The sequence below is a fragment of the Saccharolobus solfataricus genome, from assembly GCF_900079115.1.
Classification (GTDB): Archaea; Thermoproteota; Thermoprotei_A; order Sulfolobales; family Sulfolobaceae; genus Saccharolobus; species Saccharolobus solfataricus.
On the sequence record NZ_LT549890.1, the window covers coordinates 353,820 to 375,331 of the forward strand.

The 21,512-nt window shown below is 34.3% G+C and carries 24 protein-coding genes; 18 read left to right on the forward strand and 6 right to left on the reverse strand.

From position 1 onward, the window contains the following. The first annotated feature begins 57 nt into the window (after positions 1-57). A complete protein-coding gene (locus SSOP1_RS02035) occupies positions 58-816 on the forward strand; it encodes a DUF2208 family protein (RefSeq protein ID WP_009988785.1) in 759 nt (252 codons plus the stop codon). Here the strand turns inward: SSOP1_RS02035 and SSOP1_RS02040 are convergent. Continuing rightward, on the reverse strand, positions 788-2,092 hold the full coding sequence (locus SSOP1_RS02040; protein WP_009988783.1) for a cobyrinic acid a,c-diamide synthase CobB: 1,305 nt from the start codon (positions 2,090-2,092) through the stop codon (positions 788-790). The genes SSOP1_RS02035 and SSOP1_RS02040 overlap by 29 nt on opposite strands. A gap of 64 nt (positions 2,093-2,156) precedes the next feature. Here SSOP1_RS02040 and pcn point away from each other — a divergent pair, with 64 nt between their 5' ends. Genes pcn through SSOP1_RS02060 form a run of 4 tightly spaced genes read left to right on the forward strand, consistent with a single transcriptional unit; the run spans position 2,157 to position 5,398 of the window. Beyond that, on the forward strand, positions 2,157-2,936 hold the full coding sequence (pcn, locus tag SSOP1_RS02045; RefSeq protein ID WP_009988781.1) for a proliferating cell nuclear antigen (pcna): 780 nt from the start codon (positions 2,157-2,159) through the stop codon (positions 2,934-2,936). Between the two features lie 2 nt (positions 2,937-2,938). Continuing rightward, positions 2,939-3,925 (forward strand): uroporphyrinogen decarboxylase/cobalamine-independent methonine synthase family protein, encoded by a 987-nt coding sequence (locus SSOP1_RS02050; RefSeq protein WP_014511528.1) that lies wholly within the window; start codon positions 2,939-2,941, stop codon positions 3,923-3,925. Further along, a complete protein-coding gene (locus SSOP1_RS02055; protein WP_009988777.1) occupies positions 3,918-4,916 on the forward strand; it encodes a methionine synthase in 999 nt (332 codons plus the stop codon). Before SSOP1_RS02050 ends, SSOP1_RS02055 begins: the two co-directional genes overlap by 8 nt. A gap of 23 nt (positions 4,917-4,939) precedes the next feature. Beyond that, a complete protein-coding gene (locus SSOP1_RS02060; RefSeq protein ID WP_009988775.1) occupies positions 4,940-5,398 on the forward strand; it encodes a 30S ribosomal protein S15 in 459 nt (152 codons plus the stop codon). On the opposite strand, the gene SSOP1_RS02065 is transcribed toward SSOP1_RS02060, so the two are convergent. Further along, positions 5,395-5,781 (reverse strand): CbiX/SirB N-terminal domain-containing protein, encoded by a 387-nt coding sequence (locus SSOP1_RS02065; protein WP_009988774.1) that lies wholly within the window; start codon positions 5,779-5,781, stop codon positions 5,395-5,397. The genes SSOP1_RS02060 and SSOP1_RS02065 overlap by 4 nt on opposite strands. Before the next feature lie 77 nt (positions 5,782-5,858). Between SSOP1_RS02065 and SSOP1_RS02070 the strand changes: the two genes are divergently transcribed. Genes SSOP1_RS02070 through SSOP1_RS02095 form a run of 6 tightly spaced genes read left to right on the forward strand, consistent with a single transcriptional unit; the run spans position 5,859 to position 9,425 of the window. Then, positions 5,859-6,503 carry a 30S ribosomal protein S6e gene (locus SSOP1_RS02070; RefSeq protein WP_009988772.1) on the forward strand — a complete coding sequence of 215 codons (645 nt, stop codon included), beginning with the start codon at positions 5,859-5,861 and terminating at the stop codon, positions 6,501-6,503. 8 nt (positions 6,504-6,511) lie between these two features. Further along, positions 6,512-7,759 carry a translation initiation factor IF-2 subunit gamma gene (locus tag SSOP1_RS02075; RefSeq protein ID WP_009988771.1) on the forward strand — a complete coding sequence of 416 codons (1,248 nt, stop codon included), beginning with the start codon at positions 6,512-6,514 and terminating at the stop codon, positions 7,757-7,759. Further along, positions 7,738-8,160 (forward strand): type II toxin-antitoxin system VapC family toxin, encoded by a 423-nt coding sequence (locus tag SSOP1_RS02080; protein WP_009988768.1) that lies wholly within the window; start codon positions 7,738-7,740, stop codon positions 8,158-8,160. The genes SSOP1_RS02075 and SSOP1_RS02080 overlap by 22 nt, the downstream gene beginning before the upstream one ends. Positions 8,161-8,163: 3 nt before the next feature. Beyond that, positions 8,164-8,706, forward strand: a complete 543-nt coding sequence (locus SSOP1_RS02085) for a DNA-directed RNA polymerase (protein WP_009988767.1) — start codon at positions 8,164-8,166, stop codon at positions 8,704-8,706. Positions 8,707-8,712: 6 nt separating this feature from the next. Continuing rightward, a complete protein-coding gene (gene spt4 / locus SSOP1_RS02090) occupies positions 8,713-8,913 on the forward strand; it encodes a transcription elongation factor subunit Spt4 (protein WP_009988766.1) in 201 nt (66 codons plus the stop codon). Continuing rightward, the gene (locus tag SSOP1_RS02095) at positions 8,886-9,425 is read left to right on the forward strand and encodes a GTP-dependent dephospho-CoA kinase family protein (RefSeq protein ID WP_009988765.1); all 540 of its coding nucleotides are present in this window, start codon (positions 8,886-8,888) and stop codon (positions 9,423-9,425) included. Before spt4 ends, SSOP1_RS02095 begins: the two co-directional genes overlap by 28 nt. A gap of 84 nt (positions 9,426-9,509) precedes the next feature. On the opposite strand, the gene SSOP1_RS02100 is transcribed toward SSOP1_RS02095, so the two are convergent. Both SSOP1_RS02100 and SSOP1_RS02105 read right to left on the reverse strand, forming a co-directional pair. After that, a complete protein-coding gene (locus tag SSOP1_RS02100) occupies positions 9,510-10,754 on the reverse strand; it encodes a 2,3-bisphosphoglycerate-independent phosphoglycerate mutase (RefSeq protein WP_009988763.1) in 1,245 nt (414 codons plus the stop codon). Then, on the reverse strand, positions 10,751-13,030 hold the full coding sequence (locus SSOP1_RS02105) for a CDC48 family AAA ATPase (protein ID WP_009988761.1): 2,280 nt from the start codon (positions 13,028-13,030) through the stop codon (positions 10,751-10,753). Before SSOP1_RS02105 ends, SSOP1_RS02100 begins: the two co-directional genes overlap by 4 nt. A gap of 23 nt (positions 13,031-13,053) precedes the next feature. Here SSOP1_RS02105 and rgy point away from each other — a divergent pair, with 23 nt between their 5' ends. Further along, positions 13,054-16,782 (forward strand): reverse gyrase, encoded by a 3,729-nt coding sequence (gene rgy, locus SSOP1_RS02110; RefSeq protein ID WP_009988760.1) that lies wholly within the window; start codon positions 13,054-13,056, stop codon positions 16,780-16,782. Between the two features lie 17 nt (positions 16,783-16,799). Beyond that, a complete protein-coding gene (locus tag SSOP1_RS02115) occupies positions 16,800-17,666 on the forward strand; it encodes a carbon-nitrogen hydrolase family protein (RefSeq protein ID WP_009988759.1) in 867 nt (288 codons plus the stop codon). A 3-nt stretch (positions 17,667-17,669) separates the two neighbouring features. On the opposite strand, the gene SSOP1_RS02120 is transcribed toward SSOP1_RS02115, so the two are convergent. Further along, complete coding sequence (locus SSOP1_RS02120; protein ID WP_009988758.1) at positions 17,670-18,002, reverse strand: 30S ribosomal protein S25e; 333 nt, start codon at positions 18,000-18,002, stop codon at positions 17,670-17,672. 48 nt (positions 18,003-18,050) lie between these two features. Here SSOP1_RS02120 and SSOP1_RS02125 point away from each other — a divergent pair, with 48 nt between their 5' ends. The 5 genes from SSOP1_RS02125 to SSOP1_RS02145 all read left to right on the forward strand — a co-directional run bounded on the left by SSOP1_RS02125 (position 18,051) and on the right by SSOP1_RS02145 (position 21,183). After that, on the forward strand, positions 18,051-18,782 hold the full coding sequence (locus SSOP1_RS02125; RefSeq protein ID WP_009988755.1) for a TrmB family transcriptional regulator: 732 nt from the start codon (positions 18,051-18,053) through the stop codon (positions 18,780-18,782). A 43-nt stretch (positions 18,783-18,825) separates the two neighbouring features. Next, on the forward strand, positions 18,826-18,978 hold the full coding sequence (locus SSOP1_RS02130) for a ribbon-helix-helix domain-containing protein (RefSeq protein ID WP_009988754.1): 153 nt from the start codon (positions 18,826-18,828) through the stop codon (positions 18,976-18,978). 100 nt (positions 18,979-19,078) lie between these two features. Further along, on the forward strand, positions 19,079-19,849 hold the full coding sequence (locus SSOP1_RS02135) for a tRNA (adenine-N1)-methyltransferase (RefSeq protein ID WP_010922967.1): 771 nt from the start codon (positions 19,079-19,081) through the stop codon (positions 19,847-19,849). A gap of 24 nt (positions 19,850-19,873) precedes the next feature. After that, positions 19,874-20,206 carry a hypothetical protein gene (locus SSOP1_RS02140; protein ID WP_009988752.1) on the forward strand — a complete coding sequence of 111 codons (333 nt, stop codon included), beginning with the start codon at positions 19,874-19,876 and terminating at the stop codon, positions 20,204-20,206. Further along, positions 20,203-21,183, forward strand: coding sequence for a V0D/AC39 family V-type ATPase subunit (locus SSOP1_RS02145; protein ID WP_009988751.1), 981 nt, complete (start codon positions 20,203-20,205; stop codon positions 21,181-21,183). The genes SSOP1_RS02140 and SSOP1_RS02145 overlap by 4 nt, the downstream gene beginning before the upstream one ends. On the opposite strand, the gene ubp is transcribed toward SSOP1_RS02145, so the two are convergent. Continuing rightward, on the reverse strand, positions 21,163-21,501 hold the full coding sequence (gene ubp / locus SSOP1_RS02150) for a UBP family nucleoid-associated protein (protein WP_009988750.1): 339 nt from the start codon (positions 21,499-21,501) through the stop codon (positions 21,163-21,165). The two genes, SSOP1_RS02145 and ubp, sit on opposite strands and share 21 nt — an antisense overlap. Between the last annotated feature and the right edge of the window lie 11 nt (positions 21,502-21,512).

The following is a 21,512-nucleotide window of genomic DNA, read 5'->3' on the forward strand; positions in this document are numbered from 1 at the left end:
CGGGTAAATTATTGATCCAACAGAAATATAAGCTTAAGTTATAAAGTTATAGTAGCAATGTCCTCTACTGGATATAATCCATTCAACTGGAAGTTTGTACTACTATCACAAGTAATGATGATATTGTTTTCTCTAGTACTTAGCTTTTTCCCAAAGTATTTTATAGAATTTTACATACTATACATTTTAGTTTACTTGGGTATAACATCAGTAATAATGATGCGTTCGAATCCTTTACTTAGAGAGAGGAGATCCTTAGGTGAAATAGCTAATGCTAGAACCTTATATGAAGAGAAAAAAGCAAGTGAACTCGTAAACCAAGATGAGGAGTATTTAAAGGAAACTACTGAGGTAATGAAGAAGAATTTCTCCTCAATGGGTATTATGTTCTTATACATGATAATACTAATATTAGTTTATAATTATGTGATAATTAGATTTGTTACTAATATTGATAATACATTATATAAATTTGGATTCTTCGTGTTGTATTTTGAATTGCTCTACGGTGTTAGCTTTTTAATGAATAGACGTGTACTAAAGTTTCAAACTAATATCCCCATGGCGCCTACATCATATAAAATAACAGAAAAAGGTATTATAGCTACTGATAGATCTGGCGTATTTTTACCATCAAAGTATCTAATAGATGCCCAAATTTCTCAAAATAGAGATAAAAAGTACATTGAGATTAGGTCTTCATCAAAGTTCCCATTCCAGGTGAGACTGTATTCACAAGATATAGATAAAGTTTCCGAATTAATTGAGAGGGTAAAGAAAATAGAGCTCAAAAAACAATCCTCAGCTGAAAGTTAGAAAAGTGTAAGTGAGAGTAACTTGCAACAGTGTTATTGCTTTTTACGCCGTCCAATTTATTAATAATACCTTTCCCTATTCTAACTTTAAATACAAATTCTTTTTCATTAACGCTTATGGGTTTAGACACATGAAATTCATGCCCCCTGACTACATTGTTCTTATTAACTATGAAGTTCTCTTTAACTGCCTCTAATTCTGTATATCCAATTGTTAATTTATCTTTAGTTTTTATATCAATATCAAAAATACCAGTCATACTATGGTTTTTATTATTTTCGTCTATTAGGTTTTTAGATAAGTACATTAGTCCACCGCACTCAGCATAGATTTTTACTCCCGCGTAAGACATATTTTTAAGCCATTTCTTCGTTCTAGTGGACTTTTCTAACTCATTTAGATGAAGTTCTGGATAACCTCCCCCGATATATATGGCTTCCGCATCCTCCACATATTCGTTATTTAGAGGGCTGAAGAATTCCAATTCGTATTTATTTTTCAATATATCCAAGTTTTCTTGATAATAGAAACTAAATGCTGGATCGTAAGCTATTGCCATTTTTCTTTTTACCCCATTACTCTCATTATCTTCCGGAAGATCGATTTCAAGATCTTCATCTGAAGCCATTTCATAGATCTTATCTAAATCAACGTATTTCTCTACTAACTCTGAGGCATATCTAATTAAGTTTTGTACTTCTCTATTATCTTCGACGGTAACTAAACCTAAATGTCTAGACTTAATTTCTAAATTCTTATCAAATGGGACATAGCCTAAAACTTCAACATCCTCTACTGCGTTCCTACAGTAATTATAATGGGTCTCAGAAGCTATTTTATTAAAGATTACACCCCTTATACTTACGTCGCTTCTATAATATTTTAGCCCCTTTACAATTGCACCTACAGTGCTCCCTATGTTGGAGCAGTTAATTATTAAAATTATTGGGGTCTTAGTAACCTTGGCTAGCTCATAAGTGCTGTAAAGCGTGTCAACACCATCATATAAGCCCATTACTCCCTCAATTATTCCTATATCGAATTCCTTTCCGTATTTCGCTAGACTTCTTTTTACATTATTTTTTCCCATCATCCATAAGTCCAAGTTTATTGAAGGAAAACCTGTGGCAATCTTGTGATATCCTGGATCTATGAAATCTGGTCCCGCTTTGAAACCTCTGACTTTATATTTTTTAGATAGTGCTCTCATTATTGCTGAGGTTATAAGCGTTTTACCTGATCCACTTCTATCTGATGATAACAATATCCTTTTCATTGCTATTAGAAGTATATATTTAAAAGGTAGTTAAATCTTGTGAATCTTTAGTTAAATTGAAAGTATGATATATCTTAAATCTTTTGAAAGGAATATAAGATTGATTAACATGAAAGTAGTTTACGATGATGTAAGGGTTCTTAAAGATATCATACAAGCCTTAGCCAGGTTAGTTGATGAAGCGGTATTAAAGTTTAAGCAAGACAGCGTAGAGTTAGTCGCGCTAGATAGAGCTCATATTTCCCTTATATCAGTAAACTTGCCTAGAGAGATGTTTAAGGAGTATGATGTAAATGACGAATTTAAATTTGGCTTTAATACTCAATATTTAATGAAAATTTTGAAAGTAGCCAAGAGAAAAGAGGCAATAGAGATAGCTAGTGAATCTCCAGACAGTGTTATCATAAATATTATAGGGAGTACTAATAGAGAATTTAATGTTAGGAACCTAGAGGTATCTGAACAAGAGATACCAGAGATCAATCTACAATTTGATATATCAGCGACTATTTCCTCAGATGGTTTTAAGTCTGCTATATCAGAAGTTTCCACAGTTACGGATAATGTAGTTGTAGAGGGCCACGAAGATAGAATACTAATTAAGGCTGAAGGTGAAAGCGAGGTTGAAGTTGAATTTTCAAAAGATACCGGAGGTCTTCAAGATTTGGAATTCTCTAAAGAGTCCAAGAATTCATATTCCGCGGAATATCTTGATGACGTCTTATCTTTAACTAAACTTTCAGATTATGTGAAGATTTCATTCGGTAATCAGAAGCCCCTTCAGTTATTCTTTAATATGGAGGGAGGGGGGAAAGTTACTTATTTATTAGCTCCAAAAGTTTGATAATGAATGTGAAAAAAGCCTTAGTGGGTAGTTTTCCAAAAAATCCAAAATTAGGGAAAGTAATTTCATGGTACAATACAGGCAAGATAAATAAGGAGAAACTAGAGAAGCATATAAGTGAGAATATAAAAAAATTGTTTGAGCTAGCTGGAAATATCAAACTAGAGTATACTACCAATGGACTTTTTAGGTGGGATGACATAGTGGATGTAACATTTGGTTTTATTAGTGGTACTGAAAAGGGTCCCCTACAAAGGTTTTTCGATAATAACTTCTATTATAGACAACCTATAATTAAGGAGAAAATAAATGTAAAGAAGAGAGAGGAAAACTCTTTCCTACAAGATTTGGAATTCTCTAGGAAAATTAAGGAAGAAGTAAGTTTACCTTCAAAGTTAAAGGCCGTAATTCCAGGACCTTTAACGTACTATGTACTATCTGATAATCGGTATTACAATAGTCCAATAGAACTAATGATGGATTATGCATCAGTGGTTAATTCATTATCACAAGAACTTTCGAGTGTGGTAGATGCTATAGAAATTCATGAGCCTGCCATATATACTAATAACATCAAGAGAGATATTTTAGAGAAATTACCGGAGATATACAAAAGCATGTTAGATAATGTAAAAATAGAGAAGCATCTAATAACCTATTTTGAAATCAATAACTTAAAGAGGCTAGATACTCTATTCTCCTTACCAGTAGACTATTTTGGTATAGACGTGATAGAGAACTTGAAGAAACTTGGGAGAGTATATACATATTTCTCCTCTAGGAAAGTATACTTAGGTATGTTAAATGCTAGGAATACTAAGATGGAGAGGATAACTACAATTATTAGAGTTTATAACTCCGTTAAGCGAAAAGGTGTAAGTGATGTAATTATAGGTAATAATACCCTATTTGATTTTATACCAGAGGTAGTTGTTGTAAAGAAACTTAAACTTTTAAAGAAATTAGAAAAGGTGGAAATCAATGAGTAAGTTACCTTTACTTCCTACCACTGTTATAGGAAGCTATCCTAGACCTAAATGGTTAAGGGAATCCATAAGGCTCCATAAAGCTGGTAAAATGAGCAATGAGGACTTACAAGAGGCCTTTAATGATGCTGTAATAGCAGTTTTTCAAGATCACTATAAGGCAGGGGTGGACGTACCTACAGATGGCGAAGTCAGAAGAGATGAAATGGTTGAATTTTTTGCCGAGAGAATAAAAGGGTTTAAATTCTATGGTCCAGTACGAGTGTGGGGAACTGCATATTATAGGAAACCCTCTGTTGTAAGCAAAATTGAATATAGAGAACCAATGTTAGTTGATGAGTTCACTTTTGCAAAATCCGTCTCTTATACTGATAACTTAAAAATAACAATAACTGGTCCTTACACCATAGCTGAATGGTCCTATAACGAGTACTATAGAAATAAGAAAGACCTAGTTTTTGATCTAGCGAAAGCGATAAATCAAGAAATCAAAAATTTAGTAGAAGCAGGTGCTAAAATAATACAAATAGATGAACCCGCCTTACATACTAGAAAGGAAGACGTAAGTTGGGGTGTAGAAGCAGTAAATGAGGCTGTAAAAGGTGTAAATGCTAAGTTGGTTATGCATATATGCTATGGTGATTACAGCTTTGTTGCACCATACTTTAACGAGATTAAAGTTGATCAGATTAATTTTGCATTAAAAATTTACAACTACAAGCCTTTAGAGCTTTTGAAGAAGTATGGTTTCGATAAGGAACTTGGCGCTGGCGTGGTAGATGTGCATAATAGAAAGGTCGAGACGTCTGAGGAAGTTGCCAATGATATAAGAAAGATTTTAGAGTATTTCCCACCAGAGAAAGTGTGGATAAATCCAGACTGTGGGCTGAAATTACTTTCTAGAAAAATAGCCTATCAGAAACTAGTATCCATGGTAGAGGGAACAAAGGTTGTCAGAGAAGAACTTAAAAGGAAAGGATATAGTGTAGATTAAAGGTAGTAATTTGGTGAACGCAGATGAACAAGAGGAGGGCTAAAGGTAAATCGCATTCCATAAGGCCTGCTAGAGCTGGAGCACCTAAATGGGTAAGGTTAACCAGAGAAGAAGTTGAAATGCTAGTTGAAGAATTGGCAAAAAGAGGTTATACTCCATCAATGATAGGGATAATATTAAGAGATCAATATGGGATTCCTTTAGTTAAACAAATAGTCGGGAAAAAGGTTACTCAAATACTGGAAGAAAGAGGTTTAGCTCCTCAAATACCTGAAGATCTTTTCAATCTGATAAGGAAGGCAGTAAATGTAAGGAGGCATATCAATGAATATCCACGTGATAAAACAGCAAAGAAAGGATTAGAAGAGATTGAATCAAAAATCAGGCGTTTAACTAGGTATTATAAAGGTATTGGAAAACTACCACAAGAATGGGTTTACGATCCTGCAAAGGCCGAGCTATTAGTAGCTGGTGCAAGTTAGTAGTTTTTGTTGTAAGTTTCGTTTACTCTTTTAACCAATACCTCTCCTATTTTCTCATCAAATCCTAATGGATCAGCTATTGTTATTTCAATTTCTCTTCCCATGTATCGTATTTTCTTTTCATCGTTGTCTATACCTAGTAGCCTTGGGATATCTCTTCTGAAATGAGTTCCGGTTGCAAATAGTAATGGAACTACTACTATCTTGTCAGCGCCTTTAGCGAGAAGGTTACTTAGGGCTTCGCTTAGCGTAGGTTTATTAAATTCTAAGAAACCAAATTCCACCAAACTAAAATATTTAGATAAATATTCGGCATACTTAATACCAACGTCTTTCCATTCTGGTATCTTGCTACCATGTAAAACTAACAAAACTCCTAGCACCGCTGTTCACATAGCTTATGGTAATGCGATTTTATATATTTGTTTTAAGTATACCACACAAAAGGTGGCATTGTTAAATGCCGGACTTCAAAATTGTCATTTCAGATCCACAATCTGTAGAGCCTAAAAGAATAAAGGTCAAAGTAAAGGCAAGTGATCAAGTTAAATCAATTACTGGGGAAAAAGATGGAAAAGCGGTACCACAAGCTAAGGTTAATGAAAAAACTAAACAATTATTAAATGTTGATACGCTTTTAACATTAGAAATAACCAAACAAGAAGGCGATAAAAAGGTAAAGGTAAAAGGTCATTTTAAGGTAGATGTAGATAACAGTGTACCAGATAACGAAGTATGGATAAGTAAAACAATGGCGGAGAAATTTGGAGCTGAGGATTTTGAAGCCTTTGCATATAGGACTAAGACGCTACAAATAAGTGTTGATCAAAACAAGGCAACGAATCTAGTCGGTCTAAAAATAGGCGATGTATTCGAAGCTAATCAACTAATTGGGTTACCAGTTAAGTTGAAGATAACTGGAGGATCGGATAATTCAGGGTTCCCAATGCGATTTGATGTTATTGGGGCAGCTAAGCGTAAAATATTACTAAGTGGGCCTCCTGGATTTTACCCGAATGAAAATGGAGAAAGAAGAAGAAAAACTATACGAGGAAATACAATTAGCCAGGAAATAGTTCAAATTAATACCATAATAGTAAGGTGAAGTAGTTTTTGGCATGGCCTAAAGTTCAACCAGAAGTTAATATAGGTGTAGTTGGTCATGTAGATCATGGTAAGACTACACTAGTTCAAGCAATAACGGGAATTTGGACATCAAAACATTCCGAAGAATTAAAAAGAGGTATGACAATAAAACTGGGTTACGCAGAGACTAATATAGGTGTTTGTGAAAGTTGTAAAAAACCTGAGGCATATGTAACTGAACCCTCATGTAAATCTTGTGGATCAGATGATGAGCCCAAGTTTCTGAGACGAATTTCCTTTATTGATGCCCCGGGCCATGAAGTTCTAATGGCTACAATGTTATCTGGAGCTGCATTAATGGATGGCGCAATTCTAGTCGTTGCTGCAAATGAACCTTTTCCGCAACCTCAGACTAGAGAACATTTCGTAGCATTAGGTATAATAGGAGTGAAAAACCTAATTATAGTTCAAAATAAGGTAGACGTAGTCTCCAAAGAGGAAGCGTTATCGCAGTATAGGCAAATAAAGCAGTTTACGAAGGGAACTTGGGCTGAAAATGTACCTATAATCCCAGTAAGTGCACTTCATAAGATTAATATAGATTCTCTAATCGAAGGTATAGAAGAGTATATAAAAACTCCTTACAGGGATCTCTCACAAAAACCTGTTATGCTTGTGATAAGAAGTTTTGACGTTAATAAGCCCGGTACCCAATTCAATGAGTTGAAGGGTGGTGTAATAGGTGGCAGTATTATACAAGGTTTGTTTAAAGTTGACCAAGAAATAAAAGTATTACCGGGCTTAAGAGTGGAAAAACAAGGTAAAGTATCTTATGAACCTATTTTCACAAAGATTTCGTCCATAAGGTTTGGAGATGAGGAATTTAAAGAGGCTAAACCAGGAGGTTTAGTTGCAATAGGTACATATTTAGATCCCTCATTGACTAAAGCTGATAATTTGCTTGGCAGTATTATTACCTTAGCTGATGCTGAAGTTCCAGTTTTATGGAACATTAGAATAAAGTATAATCTCCTAGAACGTGTAGTTGGAGCTAAGGAAATGTTAAAGGTAGATCCCATAAGAGCTAAGGAAACTTTAATGTTGTCTGTAGGTTCATCGACGACTTTGGGTATCGTTACCTCTGTAAAGAAGGATGAGATTGAAGTGGAGTTAAGGAGACCTGTGGCAGTATGGTCTAATAATATTAGAACTGTCATAAGTAGGCAAATAGCTGGTAGGTGGAGAATGATAGGATGGGGTTTAGTAGAGATCTAAAAGTACTAGTTGATACTAATATTTTATTGTACGTGTATGATGGTTTAGATCCATTTAATAAGGTATTAGAATTTCTAGATTATAAACCGTCTTTTTTTATTCATTCTACAGTCTTAAGAGAGCTAGATATTTTATTTGAGAAGAACAAAAAAGGATTTATTATATCATCTAGAATTAAGATAGCCAGAAAATATTTGGAAGTATATAAAAATTTATGGAATTTAATAAATGATTATGATGATTTACCTACAGATGAAGCATTAATAAGGACCGCTCTTAAGCATAATATGTTTATATTTACTAATGATAAGGAATTAAAAAATGATGCAATTAAAAAGGGTATAGGAGTTTTATTTCTTCAGAATAGGAGTAAAATTATAAAATCCTTATATCCTATCTAACGTATGTATAAACTTATTAAAGCACGTAGCATTGTGAGGATTCCTCCAAATGAATTTGGCAAGCCGTTAAACGAGATAGCTTTAAACGAACTAAGGCAGCAATATCAAGAAAAGATCCTCAAGGATTTAGGTCTAGTTTTAGCTATATTAAATGTGAAAACCAGTGAGGAAGGGATACTAGTATTTGGCGATGGCGCTACTTACCATGAGGTTGAATTCGATATGATAACCTATGTACCAGTTGTACAAGAGGTAGTTGAGGGTGAGGTTTTACAAGTTGACAACTATGGCATATTCGTTAATTTAGGTCCAATGGATGGTCTTGTTCACATTTCCCAAATAACAGATGATACACTAAAATATGACAATGTAAGAGGTATAATATTCGGAGAGAAATCTAAGAAAGTGATACAAAAGGGTGATAAGGTAAGAGCAAGGGTAATAAGCGTCGCATCTACGGTAACAGGTCGGTTGCCTAGAATTGCTTTAACAATGAGGCAACCCTACTTAGGTAAACTAGAGTGGATAACACAGACTAAGAAGTGAGTATAAATGGCTAAGAAATCAGTCTTTAAAGCATGCAAAAATTGTAAGGCATTAGTAGATACTGATAAGGAAACATGTCCAGTATGTGGAAGTACTAGTTTTACAGATGAGTGGGATGGTATGATAATTATCATTAATTCAGAGTCTGAAATAGCCAAAATAACTGAGGCACCAAAGCCATGGAAGTACGCAATAATAATAAAGTAAATCTATGCTTTAGTTTTGATAATTTAAGAAATGAACTTTCTAGGCCATATGGTATTCTTTTTATAAATAACAAAATCTTTTTAGAGTTTATATCTAAATCGATACAACGAGGTTCTAGGATAATTACTGTAGGAGATTACGTAAGTAGAGTACTAGAAGAAAATGGCATAGTTCCCTTCTTAGAAGTCATAGATGGAAAAACTAAGAGAACTATAACACAGAATAGAGCCATTACAAGAAATAAGGAATATAAGGTAACAAATGAGGCAGGGAAAATTCGATTTGAAATATTTGAAATCATGGAGAATATCCTAAAAGATAGGGAAGGTGGAGTAGTTTTTGTAGATGGAGAGGAGGACTTACTCGTTATTCCGGTCACATTAAGTGCAAATCATGGTGATATAGTAATTTATGGACAACCCAATGCAGGAGCAGTTGTAATTATTGTAAACGAGATGATAAGGTGGAGAGTAAGAGATATATTAGAAAAAGCTATAGTAAAAGAATGTTAACTCTTCTACTTCTTAAAGAGTAAATCTTAACTTAATCAGCCCTGCGCAGGATCTTCATTTTTAATTCCGTCCTTCCGAGCGTCATCATGAACCGTATTTCTCTGCTCTATTAGAGTAGTTTAACAATATATTTGTTACGTCTAATCCTCTTATTCTTAGGCTTCCCTTTCTAGCCTCCTTCTCGTTAAAATCTCCTACATTATCGTTAATAATTGGATAAGGTACGTAGAGAAGTACTGGAACTGGATCTCCAGTATGTTCTTTAATTTCTACTGGGGTAACGTGATCTCCAGTAAACATTAATATTAAATTATCTCTTCCGATATTGTCTATAATAGCTCCTATTACTCTATCTATCCTCTCTATTGCCTTTACTTTTTCTTCTACTAATCCATCATGTGATGCTGCATCTGTAGCTTTAATATGTAGGAAAACGAAATCATTCTCCTTTAATAATTCTATTGCAGCTTTAGCTTTGGCGTTATAATTAGTATCTATACCTCCAGTAGCACCCGATGGCGTTATAACGTTCATACCGAGTTCTCTACATATTCCTTTTATGAGTGCTGTAGCCGAAACAGCCGCAGCTTTAAGTTTGGTATAGCTTGAAAATGGCGGTAACTTAACGTAATGAGCGGCTCCTCTCAATAGCACAATGTTAGCAGGCTTCTCTCCTTGTTCTATTCTTCTCTTATTTATTTCAGAGGAATTTAATACATCAAAAACTTTCCGCGTAAGTATATTGATGATCTCGGCTGTTCTTATAGCTTCGTTAGAATCTTCTAATGGTTTACTTTCTAGAACTTTCAAGCCCTCATGATGAGGATCAGTATCACTAACCTTATCACTTATTCCTTTCCCGGATAATACTACTGCTATTCTATGCTCTGTTCCTTTATAAAATTTAATCTTTACGTCATTTATCTCTTTAATTTTTTCGTTTAATTCCTTTACTAGCTGCTCTCCTTCTTCAAGCTTCCTTCCTGCTCTCCTATCAACTACAACTAGATCATTATTCACTGTAGCGAAATTTCCTCTAAATGCAACATCTCCGTGGCTAAGCGTAGCTCCAGCTCCTAATGCCTCGAAAGCCCCTCTTCCCCTATAGTAAACATGTGGATCTAGGCCAAATATTGATAGATGTGAAGTATCACTCCCAGGAATTATACCCGGTGATATTGGATCCATTAAGCCAATCATTGAGTTTTTAAGCAAGTCAGTTATGGCTGGTTTATTGGCAGCTTCTAATGGGGTTAATCCATTTAATTTAGATACCGGTCTATCTCCTAAACCATCTGCGACTATTAAAAGAATTTTATATTGCTTCAACCAATCACCGATCTCTTTATTTCTTTTACCATGTTTTCATATCTCATAATATCAGCTTTAGTTAGACTAGGCGTTACAATCTTCATGGTATCTAGGAAATCTTGCATAGTAATTTTTATTTCTAGATTGCTCATGCAACTCTTTATAGTCTTATCAGTGCACTCTTGATCTTTGCACTCCTTTTTGGCTTTATTTAAGCAATCGTAATACTTTTGTCTCAGTACTTTCATTGTTGTTTCCCTAGCTAAGGCTTCTATATCAGCTCCCGTATATCCTTCAAGTTTTTTGGCTAACTCCTCTAGGTTTACACTAGAATCTATAGGTAATGTTCTAGTGTAAATTTTGAGTATCTCTATTCTAGCCTTCTCATCAGGTGGCGGAACATATATTAATCTATCAAACCTACCAGGTCTTAGCAATGCTGGATCTAAAATATCTGGTCTATTAGTTGCAGCTATAACTACAACTCTATTTAGTGATTGAATTCCATCCATTTCTGACAATAACTGATTTACTATTCTTTCTGTTACACCAGAATCATGTGTAAAGCCTCTCATGGGTGCAATCGAATCTATTTCATCAAAGAATATTACGCAAGGAGCCGTTTGTCTTGCTCTCCTAAATATTTCTCTAACTGCTTTTTCACTTTCACCTACCCATTTGGATAATATTTCTGGTCCTCTCACTGCTATGAAGTTTGCTCCGCTTTCAGTCGCCACAGCCTTCGCTAGCATTGTCTTTCCAGTTCCGGGTGGACCAAATAACAATATACCCTTAGGTGGTCTAATTCCAAGCTTTTCAAACATTTCTGGAAATTTCAATGGCCACTCCACAGCCTCTCTTAATTGCTGTTTGGCTTCTTCCAGTCCTCCAATATCCTCCCATTTAACCTTCGGAACTTCAACGTATACTTCTCTAAGGAGTGTTGGTTGAATGAACTTCATGGCGTCAATGAAATCTTGCATTGTTACTTTCAATTCCTTTAAAACATCTACTGGTATTTGTTCTTGTTCTAGATTAATCTTGCGTTCATTTATAAATCTTCTCAATGCATTCATAGCTGCCTCTCTAGCCAGAGCTGCGAGATCAGCTCCAGTGTAACCGTGAGTCTGCTCAGAAATTTTATCTAAATCTACATCCTCAGCTAGAGGCATGTTTCTGGTATGTACTTGTAGAATCTCTTTTCTAGCCTTAGCATCGGGTGGTCTAATTTCTATTTCCCTATCAAATCTGCCAGGTCTTCTTAATGCAGGATCTACTGCATCTGGTCTATTAGTTGCTCCTATAACTATTACTTTTCCTCTTCCTTTAATTCCATCCATTAGAGTTAACAATTGCGCTACTACTCTTTTCTCTACTTCTCCAGTAACTTCTTCTCTCTTTGGTGCTATTGCATCAATTTCATCAATGAATATTATTGCTGGAGAATTCTTTTCTGCTTCCTCAAATATTTCTCTTAATCTTTGCTCACTTTCCCCATAGAATTTACTCATTATTTCTGGTCCATTAATTGAAGTGAAGTATGCACCTATCTCATTAGCCAGTGCTCTAGCCAATAAGGTTTTTCCAACTCCCGGTGGTCCATATAGTAGTACACCCTTTGGAGGTTCTATTCCTAGATGCTGGAAAACTTCTGGATGTCTCATTGGTAGTTCTACTATTTCTCTTATTTTCTCTTTTACATCTTCAAGATCGCCAATATCTTCCCAAGTTACCTTAGGTACTGCTGCAGACTCTTTTACTGGTTCTTGTCTTATCTCTAATGATGTCCTACCAGTAATCCTTACTGATTGTGAAGGCTGAGTCGAAACTACGACAAAATCTATTGAGCCAACATAAGTAGGTACAGAAATTGTTTCTCCTCTGCTTATCGGTTTATCCATTAACCAGTCTTTAACGTATTCTACGAAACTCTGACTAAAGGATATAGGTTGTGTTGGAGCTAAAACTACTTTAGTGGCATCTTGTACTTGTGCTCTCTTTACTGTAACTTCATCTCCAATACCCACTCCTATGGATCTTCTAATGTAACCATCTACTCTTATCTCATTGTCTGCAATTCCGTCTCCTATTAATGCTTGAGCTAACGCAGAACCAGAAGGTCCAATAATCTCTACATAGTCACCGTTTTCTATGCCTAGTCTGCTTATAGTGTAATCCGTTATTCTGGCGACTTTTCTCCCAACATCTCTTTGCCTAGCCTCTACCACTCTCAATTTCAATTGTTGGGACATATTATTCATCTTTCCGAAACGTTTAAAATAAGTCTTACTCATTAAAACTATACGAGATTGGGAAGTTGACAAGCATCAATAAAGTCCCACCCTCAATTTATACTAGGTCATGTCCCAATTGTGGAGGAAATATATCATCTCAGAGATTATTTAATGGTTCCGTATGCGAATCATGCCTAAAGGATGATAGAGAGTTTAGTAATTTATCTGATCTCATTAATATCCTTTCTGAAAATAGTAATTTGAAAAATCTTACTCAAATACGTGATGTATTAGAAGAGTACAAGAAAGTTGAAGAAATATTCGGTAAATTATTAAATAATTCAAAACCTATAGGTCCTCAAAGGTCGTGGACAATAAGGTTCTTAAGAGGAGAGAGTTTTGCAATCATAGCACCTCCCGGTTTAGGTAAAACGACCTTTGGTTTAATAATGTCCCTATATAATGCTACTCGTAATAGGAAATCTATCATCATTTTCCCAACGAGGACCTTAATCTCACAAACAGTAGATAAATTGGCAAAATTTTCTGAATTGTACTCATATTCGCCTAGGATACTTTATAATAAGCAATCTCCTACTCAGACTGAGAACATATTAGACCAACTTAAGAGTGGGAATTTTGACATATTCATTTCAACGAATAGATTTGTAATTCAGAATTTATCTGAGTTATCAAATATAAAGTTTGACTTCATTTTCGTAGATGATGTCGACGCTGCGTTAAAGTCTGGAAAAAGTGCTAAGGCGATACTTCGGTTGGTAGGATTTACTGATGAAGACATTCAAACGACCATGAAATTACTTAGAGAAAATATTGGGGAGGAGGAGAAGTTTGGAAAAATTCAAGAGATTAGAGAAAGTAGGTTAAAGGACAAGATAGTAATTTTCTCCTCTGCAACCATTAGTAGAGGAAATCCCATACTCTCATCGCTTATGGGTTTTAGACCCGGGAGTTCTGTGATATATCTAAGGAATATTTATGACTCTTATATTGATCTAACTCAAACTTGTAAAGGACAAGATTTTGAAGAGTGCACTCTTGGTACCGTTATCAAACTTCTTAAAAGACTTAATGATGGTACTTTGATTTTTGTACCCATAGATAAGGGTGCCCAATATGCAGACTATCTAGCTTCGAATTTGAGAGATCATGGGATAAATGTGGAATCTGTTGCATCATCTTCTATCTCCAAACTGGAGAAATTTGAAAGAGGTGAGGTAAGCTCTTTAGTCGGAGTGGCTACACATTACGGAGTTTTAGTGAGAGGAATAGACTTACCATGGAGGGTAAAATATTCAATATTTGTGGGGATACCAAAATTTAAGTTCAAAATTGGCGAATATATGCATCCATTAGCGTTAACCAGATTGCTAAGCTTAGTATACTTAGTGAAGAATGATGATAAAGTAAGGGGTCTACTTAGTTATATTCGTAAGAGGTTAAGAAAAATAAGCCCTGCGGCCTTAGCGATGTTAGCTAAGGATATAAGAGAGGGAAAGATCGATGATGAGAGGTTAAAGGAAGCATATAATTTAGTTAATGAGTATCTAAAAGATAATGAGTTTTTGAAAAAAGTATCTGATGTTGGAGATTTGGTAATAGAAGGGGATTATATTCTAATGCCAGATTACCTAACCTATATTCAAGCTAGTGGTAGAACATCTAGACTTTACGGCGCTAATTTAACTACTGGTCTTTCAGTATTATTAATAGATAATTCTAGATTATTTGAGTTACTTAATAAAAAATTAAATTTAATTTTAGATGAAGTAAAATGGTATTCACTAGATATTGATGCAGATAAACTTGGACAAGTAAGTCTAAGCGATATCTCAGCTAAAATAACAGAAGAAAGAGAGAGTTTAAGTAAAATCAAGAAAGAAGGAAACGTCGAATCATCATCCCTTAGTGTTAAGACTACTTTATTTATAGTTGAATCTCCTAACAAGGCTAAGACTATTTCAAACTTCTTTTCTAGACCGTCTACGAGATCATATGGTAAGCTTAGAGTTTATGAGACAGTACTTGGAGATAGAGTCTTAATTGTAGCAGCTAGTGGTGGGCATATTTATGATCTAATAACGGAAGATGAAAGTGAAAAGCAAGATGACAACTACGTGTATGGAGTACTAGTGAAAGATAGTAAATTTATTCCAATTTATTCTACTATAAAGAAATGTGAAAAAGGTCATCAGATAGTAAAAGATCTAAGTCAAAATAAATGCCCTATTTGTGGATCCAGAATAGTAACTGACAAAACAGAAGTAGTAGATATATTAAGGAAACTGGCTCTTGAAGTAGACGAAGTTCTTATAGGTACTGACCCTGATACTGAAGGGGAAAAGATTGCTTGGGATATATATCTGGCTATCCGTCCGTTTAATGGTAATATAAAAAGGGCAGAATTTCATGAGGTTACCAGAAGAGCGATACTTAATGCAATAAAGAACCCGAGGGAATTTAACGATAACCTAGTTAAATCTCAAATTGTAAGAAGAATTGAGGATAGATGGATTGGATTTAAATTATCACGAAAACTACAAACAGAATTTTGGGAACAACACTGTACATCTATATCTAAGAAAAATAGCAAAGATGAAGAATGCAAAGAAAATCGTAATCTAAGTGCGGGTAGAGTCCAAACTCCAGTATTGGATTGGGTAGTTAATAGATACCAAAAATATAACGAAAATAAGAAGAAGTACCTTATTATAGAGTCTCAAGATAAATCAATCTTTCCCTTTAGTGTATTGGCTTTAAAGAAGAATGGCTTATCTAAAAATACTCAAATAATTATACATCTAGAAGATATAAATATAAAAGAAGAGGAATTTGGACCCTTGCCACCATACACTACGGATACACTACTATCTGACGCTGCTAACCTTTTGAGAATTCCCGCATCAGATACTATGAGAGTAGCCCAAGATCTTTTCGAATTAGGTTTGATAACTTATCATAGAACTGATAGTACTAGGGTATCAAATGTTGGTATAAGTGTAGCAGAAACTTATCTTAAATCTAAACAAGTTGACATTTCCAAAATATTTAGACCAAGATCTTGGGGAGAAGGAGGTGCACATGAAGCTATAAGACCTACCAAACCCCTAGATGAGACAATGTTAAAGGCATCCATAGAACAAGGGGACTTAGAACTATCCAAACAATTGACTTTTAACCATTTTAGAGTATATAATCTAATATTTAGGAGGTTCATTACTAGTCAACTACCACCACTAGTAGTAACTAAACAGATAGTTAGGATAAGGGCGTATACTAAGGACAACATTGAATTGGAATTGGATGAGAATAAGAAGGAATTTGTTATTGGGTATAAATTAAAGGAAGGAGATGAATTTAGACAAACATTACAAGACGCTATTTATACTCTATTTAGGCTTTATCAACCTTTAGATGAAAAAATGAAAGGGAAAGAGCTTTCTGCAACAATAACAGGCACATTAAATAAGAGTGATGTGCAGTTATATACTGAAGGAGAGTTGATAAGTGAGATGAAAAGTAAACAAATCGGAAGACCGAGCACGTACGCAGTAATAATCTCTACTTTAAAGAAGAGAAGATACATTATAGAATCAAAAAATTTGAAGAAAATAATACCAACTAAATTAGGTATGGCAGTAAAAGAGTATCTTATGGAAAATTATAAACAGATAGTATCTGAGAAACGAACTGTGAAATTACTGGAAAAGATGAACGAGGTAGAGGAGGGTAAAGTTGATTATTTAGTACTCTTAAAAGAATTATATAATGAAATACAAACAATTAGTTAGGAATGGTGAAAAAGTTTATGCTTATAGCTTTAGTCCATTTAAGGCTTAAAGAATTGTCAAGGAAACATAATCTAGAGAAAGCTAAAAAACTAATAAGACAAGCAAAAGATAAAGGTGCAAAATTAGTTATACTACCTTCTCTGTTCCCTTCTGGAAACATGTTTGAAATATACGATAACGACAAAAAGCTAAGAAGTTTTATTAAAAACCTTGCAGAAAAAATTCCTGGTAACAATACTGATACTCTAATAAATCTCGCTATGGATGGGGAGGTTCATGTAATAGTTGGTCCTATTTTGGAACAAGCTGGCCCTAAAATATTCCTTACTTCCCTTATAATATCGCCACAAGGAGAGATTATAGGGAAATATAGGAAAACTGTGTTATCTGAAAAGGATATAAGGCTGGGCATATCGGCGGGAAAAGAACCAGTTAATGTAGTTCTTGATAGAAAATATGGTATTATCGCTGAGGACGATATTTTCTCGCCAGAGATCAGCAGACTACTAGCTATGGGAGGTTCAGAAATAGTTATTGGTACAATGAAGGCCCTGGGAAAAGAGCAGCAGGTTATAAAACATCTTGCCATAGCAAGGACCATAGAGAACGGAATACCTTATTTGATAGTAGGGGAAAGTATAGAGGATGAAGAGGGAGAAATTATAGGATACTCGCCAACTTTCATTACCTCTCCAGATAATTTGATAAGCAAGGAGGCTGAAGAAGATGATAGTTTACTATTTGTCGAAAGCTCAATCTTGTCATCGTCAAAACAAACGTCATTAACTTATCTAGAACCGATAATAAACGGTCTTTGTAAAGGTGTAAAAAAGATTAAAGGGGAGGCAAAGAAGAGATCTGCTTCTACAATGGAAGAGGAGTAATTTTTAAGATGCTGCTATATATATTTCTAATCTTCTATTCTTAGAATATAACTTTACTACGTTTTGGTTTTCTAACTCCTTTAGTATTTTTCTAGCTACACTAATGCTTATTCCCGATTTGGTAGCTAAGGCGTACGGGGTTATGATACTCTCCTTCTTTATTTCATCTAGAACTTTCTTTTTAGTTTCTTCATCTATAGTTACAGCTCTACTAATTATCTCTTTCCCAGTTTTAGACGGACCCTTCTTTTTCTCCTCTGCCTTCTGTTGTTTTTCAGCTTCCTTCTTTAATCTCTTTTCCATTGTTGAAATAGGTTTCTTCGAAGCTCCACCCATCTCTTACTCACTATGCTTTAAATTCCAATTCTGCCTAATAAATTATAGATGTCATCTGAATTATTAGAAGAGACCATAAGCAGAGTATCAAAGTTTGCTTCAATTTTTGGAATATCAAAATCGGAATTAAAAGTTTATTCATATCTCTTAATATATGGACGAGCAACTGCGAGAGAAGTCTCAAACAAGTTAAGCTTACCATACACTAAAGTATATAATGTCCTATCTAAACTAGAGGGAAGAGGGTGGGTTATAAAAATAGATAAGAGACCCGCAGTGTACGAGGCAATTCCTTTAAGAGATGTTTGGAATAAGATTAAAATTACTTTTCAAGAAAAATTGGACGAATTTGAAAAACAATTTATCGAGCCGATATCTAGTATTTTCTCCTCAAATATGGCATATAATATAGTTGTTATACCAAGAGATAATATTATGGATAATGCACTAAGACTACTCAAGGACTACAGCAAGATGTATTTAGTTGCAATATCCTATCAAGAGTTCGTAAGAAGCGATATTATAGATATATTAAGGGCTAATTCGCTTAAAGCAGAGACTAAAATAATAGTCGACAAAAGCGTTAATTTACCAGATATCTCATCAGCTCAAGTTAAGAGAGCTCAATCGCTATTTGGCAGTGGTATAATCACATCTGACTCAATTCTCCTAGTCATAAAGAATAATGATATATTAACTGGTCTATTTTCAAATCATAAATATCTAATAGACATCGGCACAGTATATTTTAATCACTTATGGTCTACATTACCGGGATAACTCTTATAAATGTTATAAAATTAACTATGCTATTTGAGTTTCTATGAAAATAATAACGGTAAAACTACCAGAGCAGTTTCTGGAAGCAATAGACGAATTAGTTAATACGGGTAGATATGGTTCTAGAAGTGAAGTCATAAGAGCAGCAATAGGGGATTTTATACGGAAAGAACTATGGATAACTACAGAAGAGTAGATGATGAAGGCTGGTATTTTTGATAAAGTGAAATAAGACACCAAAGCTGAACCTTTTTTGTCAAGTAGAAAGATACTTAACTAACTATTTTTCCTATTATATGATGCCATTAAACGAAGGAGATCCGGTAGTAATTTGGATAGATCCAAAAAGAGTATATATTTCCAAACTGGAAAGAGGCAAAAGGCTTGATACTGATAAGGGAGTAGTATTTTACGACAATTTAATAGGTCTTGAATATGGTACCTCACTAACCTTGAAAACTGGTGTTAAAGCCTACTTACTAAAACCTACTATCCAAGATCTCTACTCCAAAGGGTTAAAGAGACCCTCACAAGTTCTATATCCTAAAGATATAGGATACATTTTAACTACCCTTTCACTAAATCAAGTAAAGACAGTTATCGAAGCTGGAACTGGTTCTGGATTTCTTACAATCTCCTTAGCTTTAAGTTTAAGTGAGAACGCTAAGATCTATACTTATGATATAAGAGAAGATATGCAAAAAGTAGCTAAATTTAACGCAAATGTGTTGGGTGTTCAAGATAGGATAGTATTCAAATTGAAGGATATAAGGGAAGGTATAGACGAGAAGGAGGTAGACGCAATTTTTCTAGATATGCCCGATCCATGGAACGCCATACCAAAGCTTTATGAGTCTCTGAAACCTTCGTCCACCATAATTATATTTGTTCCTACAGTAAATCAAATAGAGAAAACATACTTCGCAATGAAGAATTCTGGAATTATAGATATTCATGTAGAGGAACTTATCTTGAGGGAGTATCAAGTTAAAGAGAACGCTATAAGGCCTAGAAATATAGGTATCATGCATACGGGTTTTATTATTAGGGGAAGAAAATCAATATAAGGTACTGTTATTGGAGTATATTTGATGAGTGAAGTTAAGTTTAACGCATATTCTAAAGCGATAATGGAGTTTGAGGATGAAATAAAGAGAATAAAGAAAGAGATAGCAGATGATAGTAAAAGATTAATCACCCTTTCGGATTCTTATCTTTCTGAGTTAAGGGCAACTGCTGAGAAATCATTAGGAGATGTTCAGAAATTATTGAACGATGAGAAAAAAAGGCAGTTAGATGAGATAAGAAATAAATATATTTCAGAACGAGAAAAACAATTAGAGGAGATAAGAAAAGAGGCTGAGAAGAATATCGATAAGGTTGTAAATGAGGTTATAAGGCAACTATTAGGTGTCTTTAAATGAGTTATGCGATCTATTCTTTTATACATTCAATTTCCAGAACGCAAAAGGTTTCATTATTAACAAAAGGTTTAGTTAATGAATTAATAAGTAGTGAAAGTTGGAATAATGTTGCCTCTCTGCTTAAAGAAAGGGGAATAATTGAGGAACAACCAGCTAGTTTAGAAGATTTTGAATACATGCTCAAGTCTAGATCTCTTACACTATTAGAAAAGATAAGGAATTACTTTTCAATTTTTAGAGTAACCTATAATATAGTTGACCTATATATTTATATGATATCTCTAGACGAATTGAAAAACATAATAGTTAGTATAGTTAACGGCACTGGTAATGGAAATAGTAATAAAATAAGATTTTTTAGAAAGTACTTTGATCAAATACCATCTTCACTTGAGGAATTAATGAATAGTTTTAAGGGAAATGTATACGCTAATGCACTTTCATACGCCATTAAGGATGGACAGGGAAAAAATATATCCTATCTTCTATCGCTACTTGATATCTATTTCATAAAGAAACTATCAGAGATTATAGAAGGTTTCAAGGGAGATTGGAAAAGCCTTGCTGAAAATATAATATGTTATTATAAAGATTACTATTCAATATCATTGGCAATTAAACATAAAACAGTAGAGAATACTGTTTGTAAAATCGGTACCGAGATACTTAAAGATCTCTCTTCTTCCACAAGTGATGCTGAAACACTTGATATTTTAAGACGAACTCAATACTCAAAGCTACTTAACGTAAATAGCACTTATGGGGCGCTCGCTAGCATGTATAGAATAGCGAGAATCAACGCCAGGAAGAACTCAGAGCTAGTATTTATGAGTTCTCCATTTAACCCTGCCTTAGCATTAGCATTAGCAGAACTAATACGTCTTGATACGGAAGATATAATAAGTATAGCGAATGCGAAAAGCCTACGATTAAAGGAAGAAGAAATTAAGAATATGCTATCCTTCGAGATCATATAATATTTTCTCGTCCACTATATATTCGTCATCTTCTTTTATTATGGTCGATTCAGGTATCTGTGGGGGATTTGGCATATTTTCTATTGGTTTAGTTTTACCTAAATATATCCATTTCAATTTGCCCCCAATTTTCTCTAATTTGTACCAATATTTCCCAATATAGATATATCTTTTACCATTTTTATATACAATATGATAAGGTTTTAGATAGACACCATATTCCTTTATCTTCGTATTATATTCGTAGACCATTACTTTAAGTTTGTCAATAATCATATCGAATTGCTTTTCGTTTACCTTAACTCTCATAACTATCATCTTTATTTTTA

What these genes read in the sequence shown, in the direction of transcription:
- SSOP1_RS02120 (WP_009988758.1), bottom strand. Translation starts at nt 18,002, where the DNA reads ATGGGTGGAGCTTCGAAGAAACCTATTTCAACAATGGAAAAGAGATTA.
- SSOP1_RS02085 (WP_009988767.1), top strand. Translation starts at nt 8,164, where the DNA reads ATGTATAAACTTATTAAAGCACGTAGCATTGTGAGGATTCCTCCAAAT.
- SSOP1_RS02035 (WP_009988785.1), top strand. Translation starts at nt 58, where the DNA reads ATGTCCTCTACTGGATATAATCCATTCAACTGGAAGTTTGTACTACTA.
- SSOP1_RS02125 (WP_009988755.1), top strand. Translation starts at nt 18,051, where the DNA reads ATGTCATCTGAATTATTAGAAGAGACCATAAGCAGAGTATCAAAGTTT.
- SSOP1_RS02140 (WP_009988752.1), top strand. Translation starts at nt 19,874, where the DNA reads ATGAGTGAAGTTAAGTTTAACGCATATTCTAAAGCGATAATGGAGTTT.
- spt4 (WP_009988766.1), top strand. Translation starts at nt 8,713, where the DNA reads ATGGCTAAGAAATCAGTCTTTAAAGCATGCAAAAATTGTAAGGCATTA.
- SSOP1_RS02145 (WP_009988751.1), top strand. Translation starts at nt 20,203, where the DNA reads ATGAGTTATGCGATCTATTCTTTTATACATTCAATTTCCAGAACGCAA.
- SSOP1_RS02080 (WP_009988768.1), top strand. Translation starts at nt 7,738, where the DNA reads ATGGGGTTTAGTAGAGATCTAAAAGTACTAGTTGATACTAATATTTTA.
- SSOP1_RS02050 (WP_014511528.1), top strand. Translation starts at nt 2,939, where the DNA reads ATGAATGTGAAAAAAGCCTTAGTGGGTAGTTTTCCAAAAAATCCAAAA.
- SSOP1_RS02130 (WP_009988754.1), top strand. Translation starts at nt 18,826, where the DNA reads ATGAAAATAATAACGGTAAAACTACCAGAGCAGTTTCTGGAAGCAATA.
- SSOP1_RS02095 (WP_009988765.1), top strand. Translation starts at nt 8,886, where the DNA reads ATGGAAGTACGCAATAATAATAAAGTAAATCTATGCTTTAGTTTTGAT.
- SSOP1_RS02135 (WP_010922967.1), top strand. Translation starts at nt 19,079, where the DNA reads ATGATGCCATTAAACGAAGGAGATCCGGTAGTAATTTGGATAGATCCA.
- SSOP1_RS02040 (WP_009988783.1), bottom strand. Translation starts at nt 2,092, where the DNA reads ATGAAAAGGATATTGTTATCATCAGATAGAAGTGGATCAGGTAAAACG.
- SSOP1_RS02115 (WP_009988759.1), top strand. Translation starts at nt 16,800, where the DNA reads ATGCTTATAGCTTTAGTCCATTTAAGGCTTAAAGAATTGTCAAGGAAA.
- SSOP1_RS02060 (WP_009988775.1), top strand. Translation starts at nt 4,940, where the DNA reads ATGAACAAGAGGAGGGCTAAAGGTAAATCGCATTCCATAAGGCCTGCT.
- ubp (WP_009988750.1), bottom strand. Translation starts at nt 21,501, where the DNA reads ATGATAGTTATGAGAGTTAAGGTAAACGAAAAGCAATTCGATATGATT.
- SSOP1_RS02105 (WP_009988761.1), bottom strand. Translation starts at nt 13,030, where the DNA reads ATGAGTAAGACTTATTTTAAACGTTTCGGAAAGATGAATAATATGTCC.
- SSOP1_RS02055 (WP_009988777.1), top strand. Translation starts at nt 3,918, where the DNA reads ATGAGTAAGTTACCTTTACTTCCTACCACTGTTATAGGAAGCTATCCT.
- pcn (WP_009988781.1), top strand. Translation starts at nt 2,157, where the DNA reads ATGATATATCTTAAATCTTTTGAAAGGAATATAAGATTGATTAACATG.
- SSOP1_RS02070 (WP_009988772.1), top strand. Translation starts at nt 5,859, where the DNA reads ATGCCGGACTTCAAAATTGTCATTTCAGATCCACAATCTGTAGAGCCT.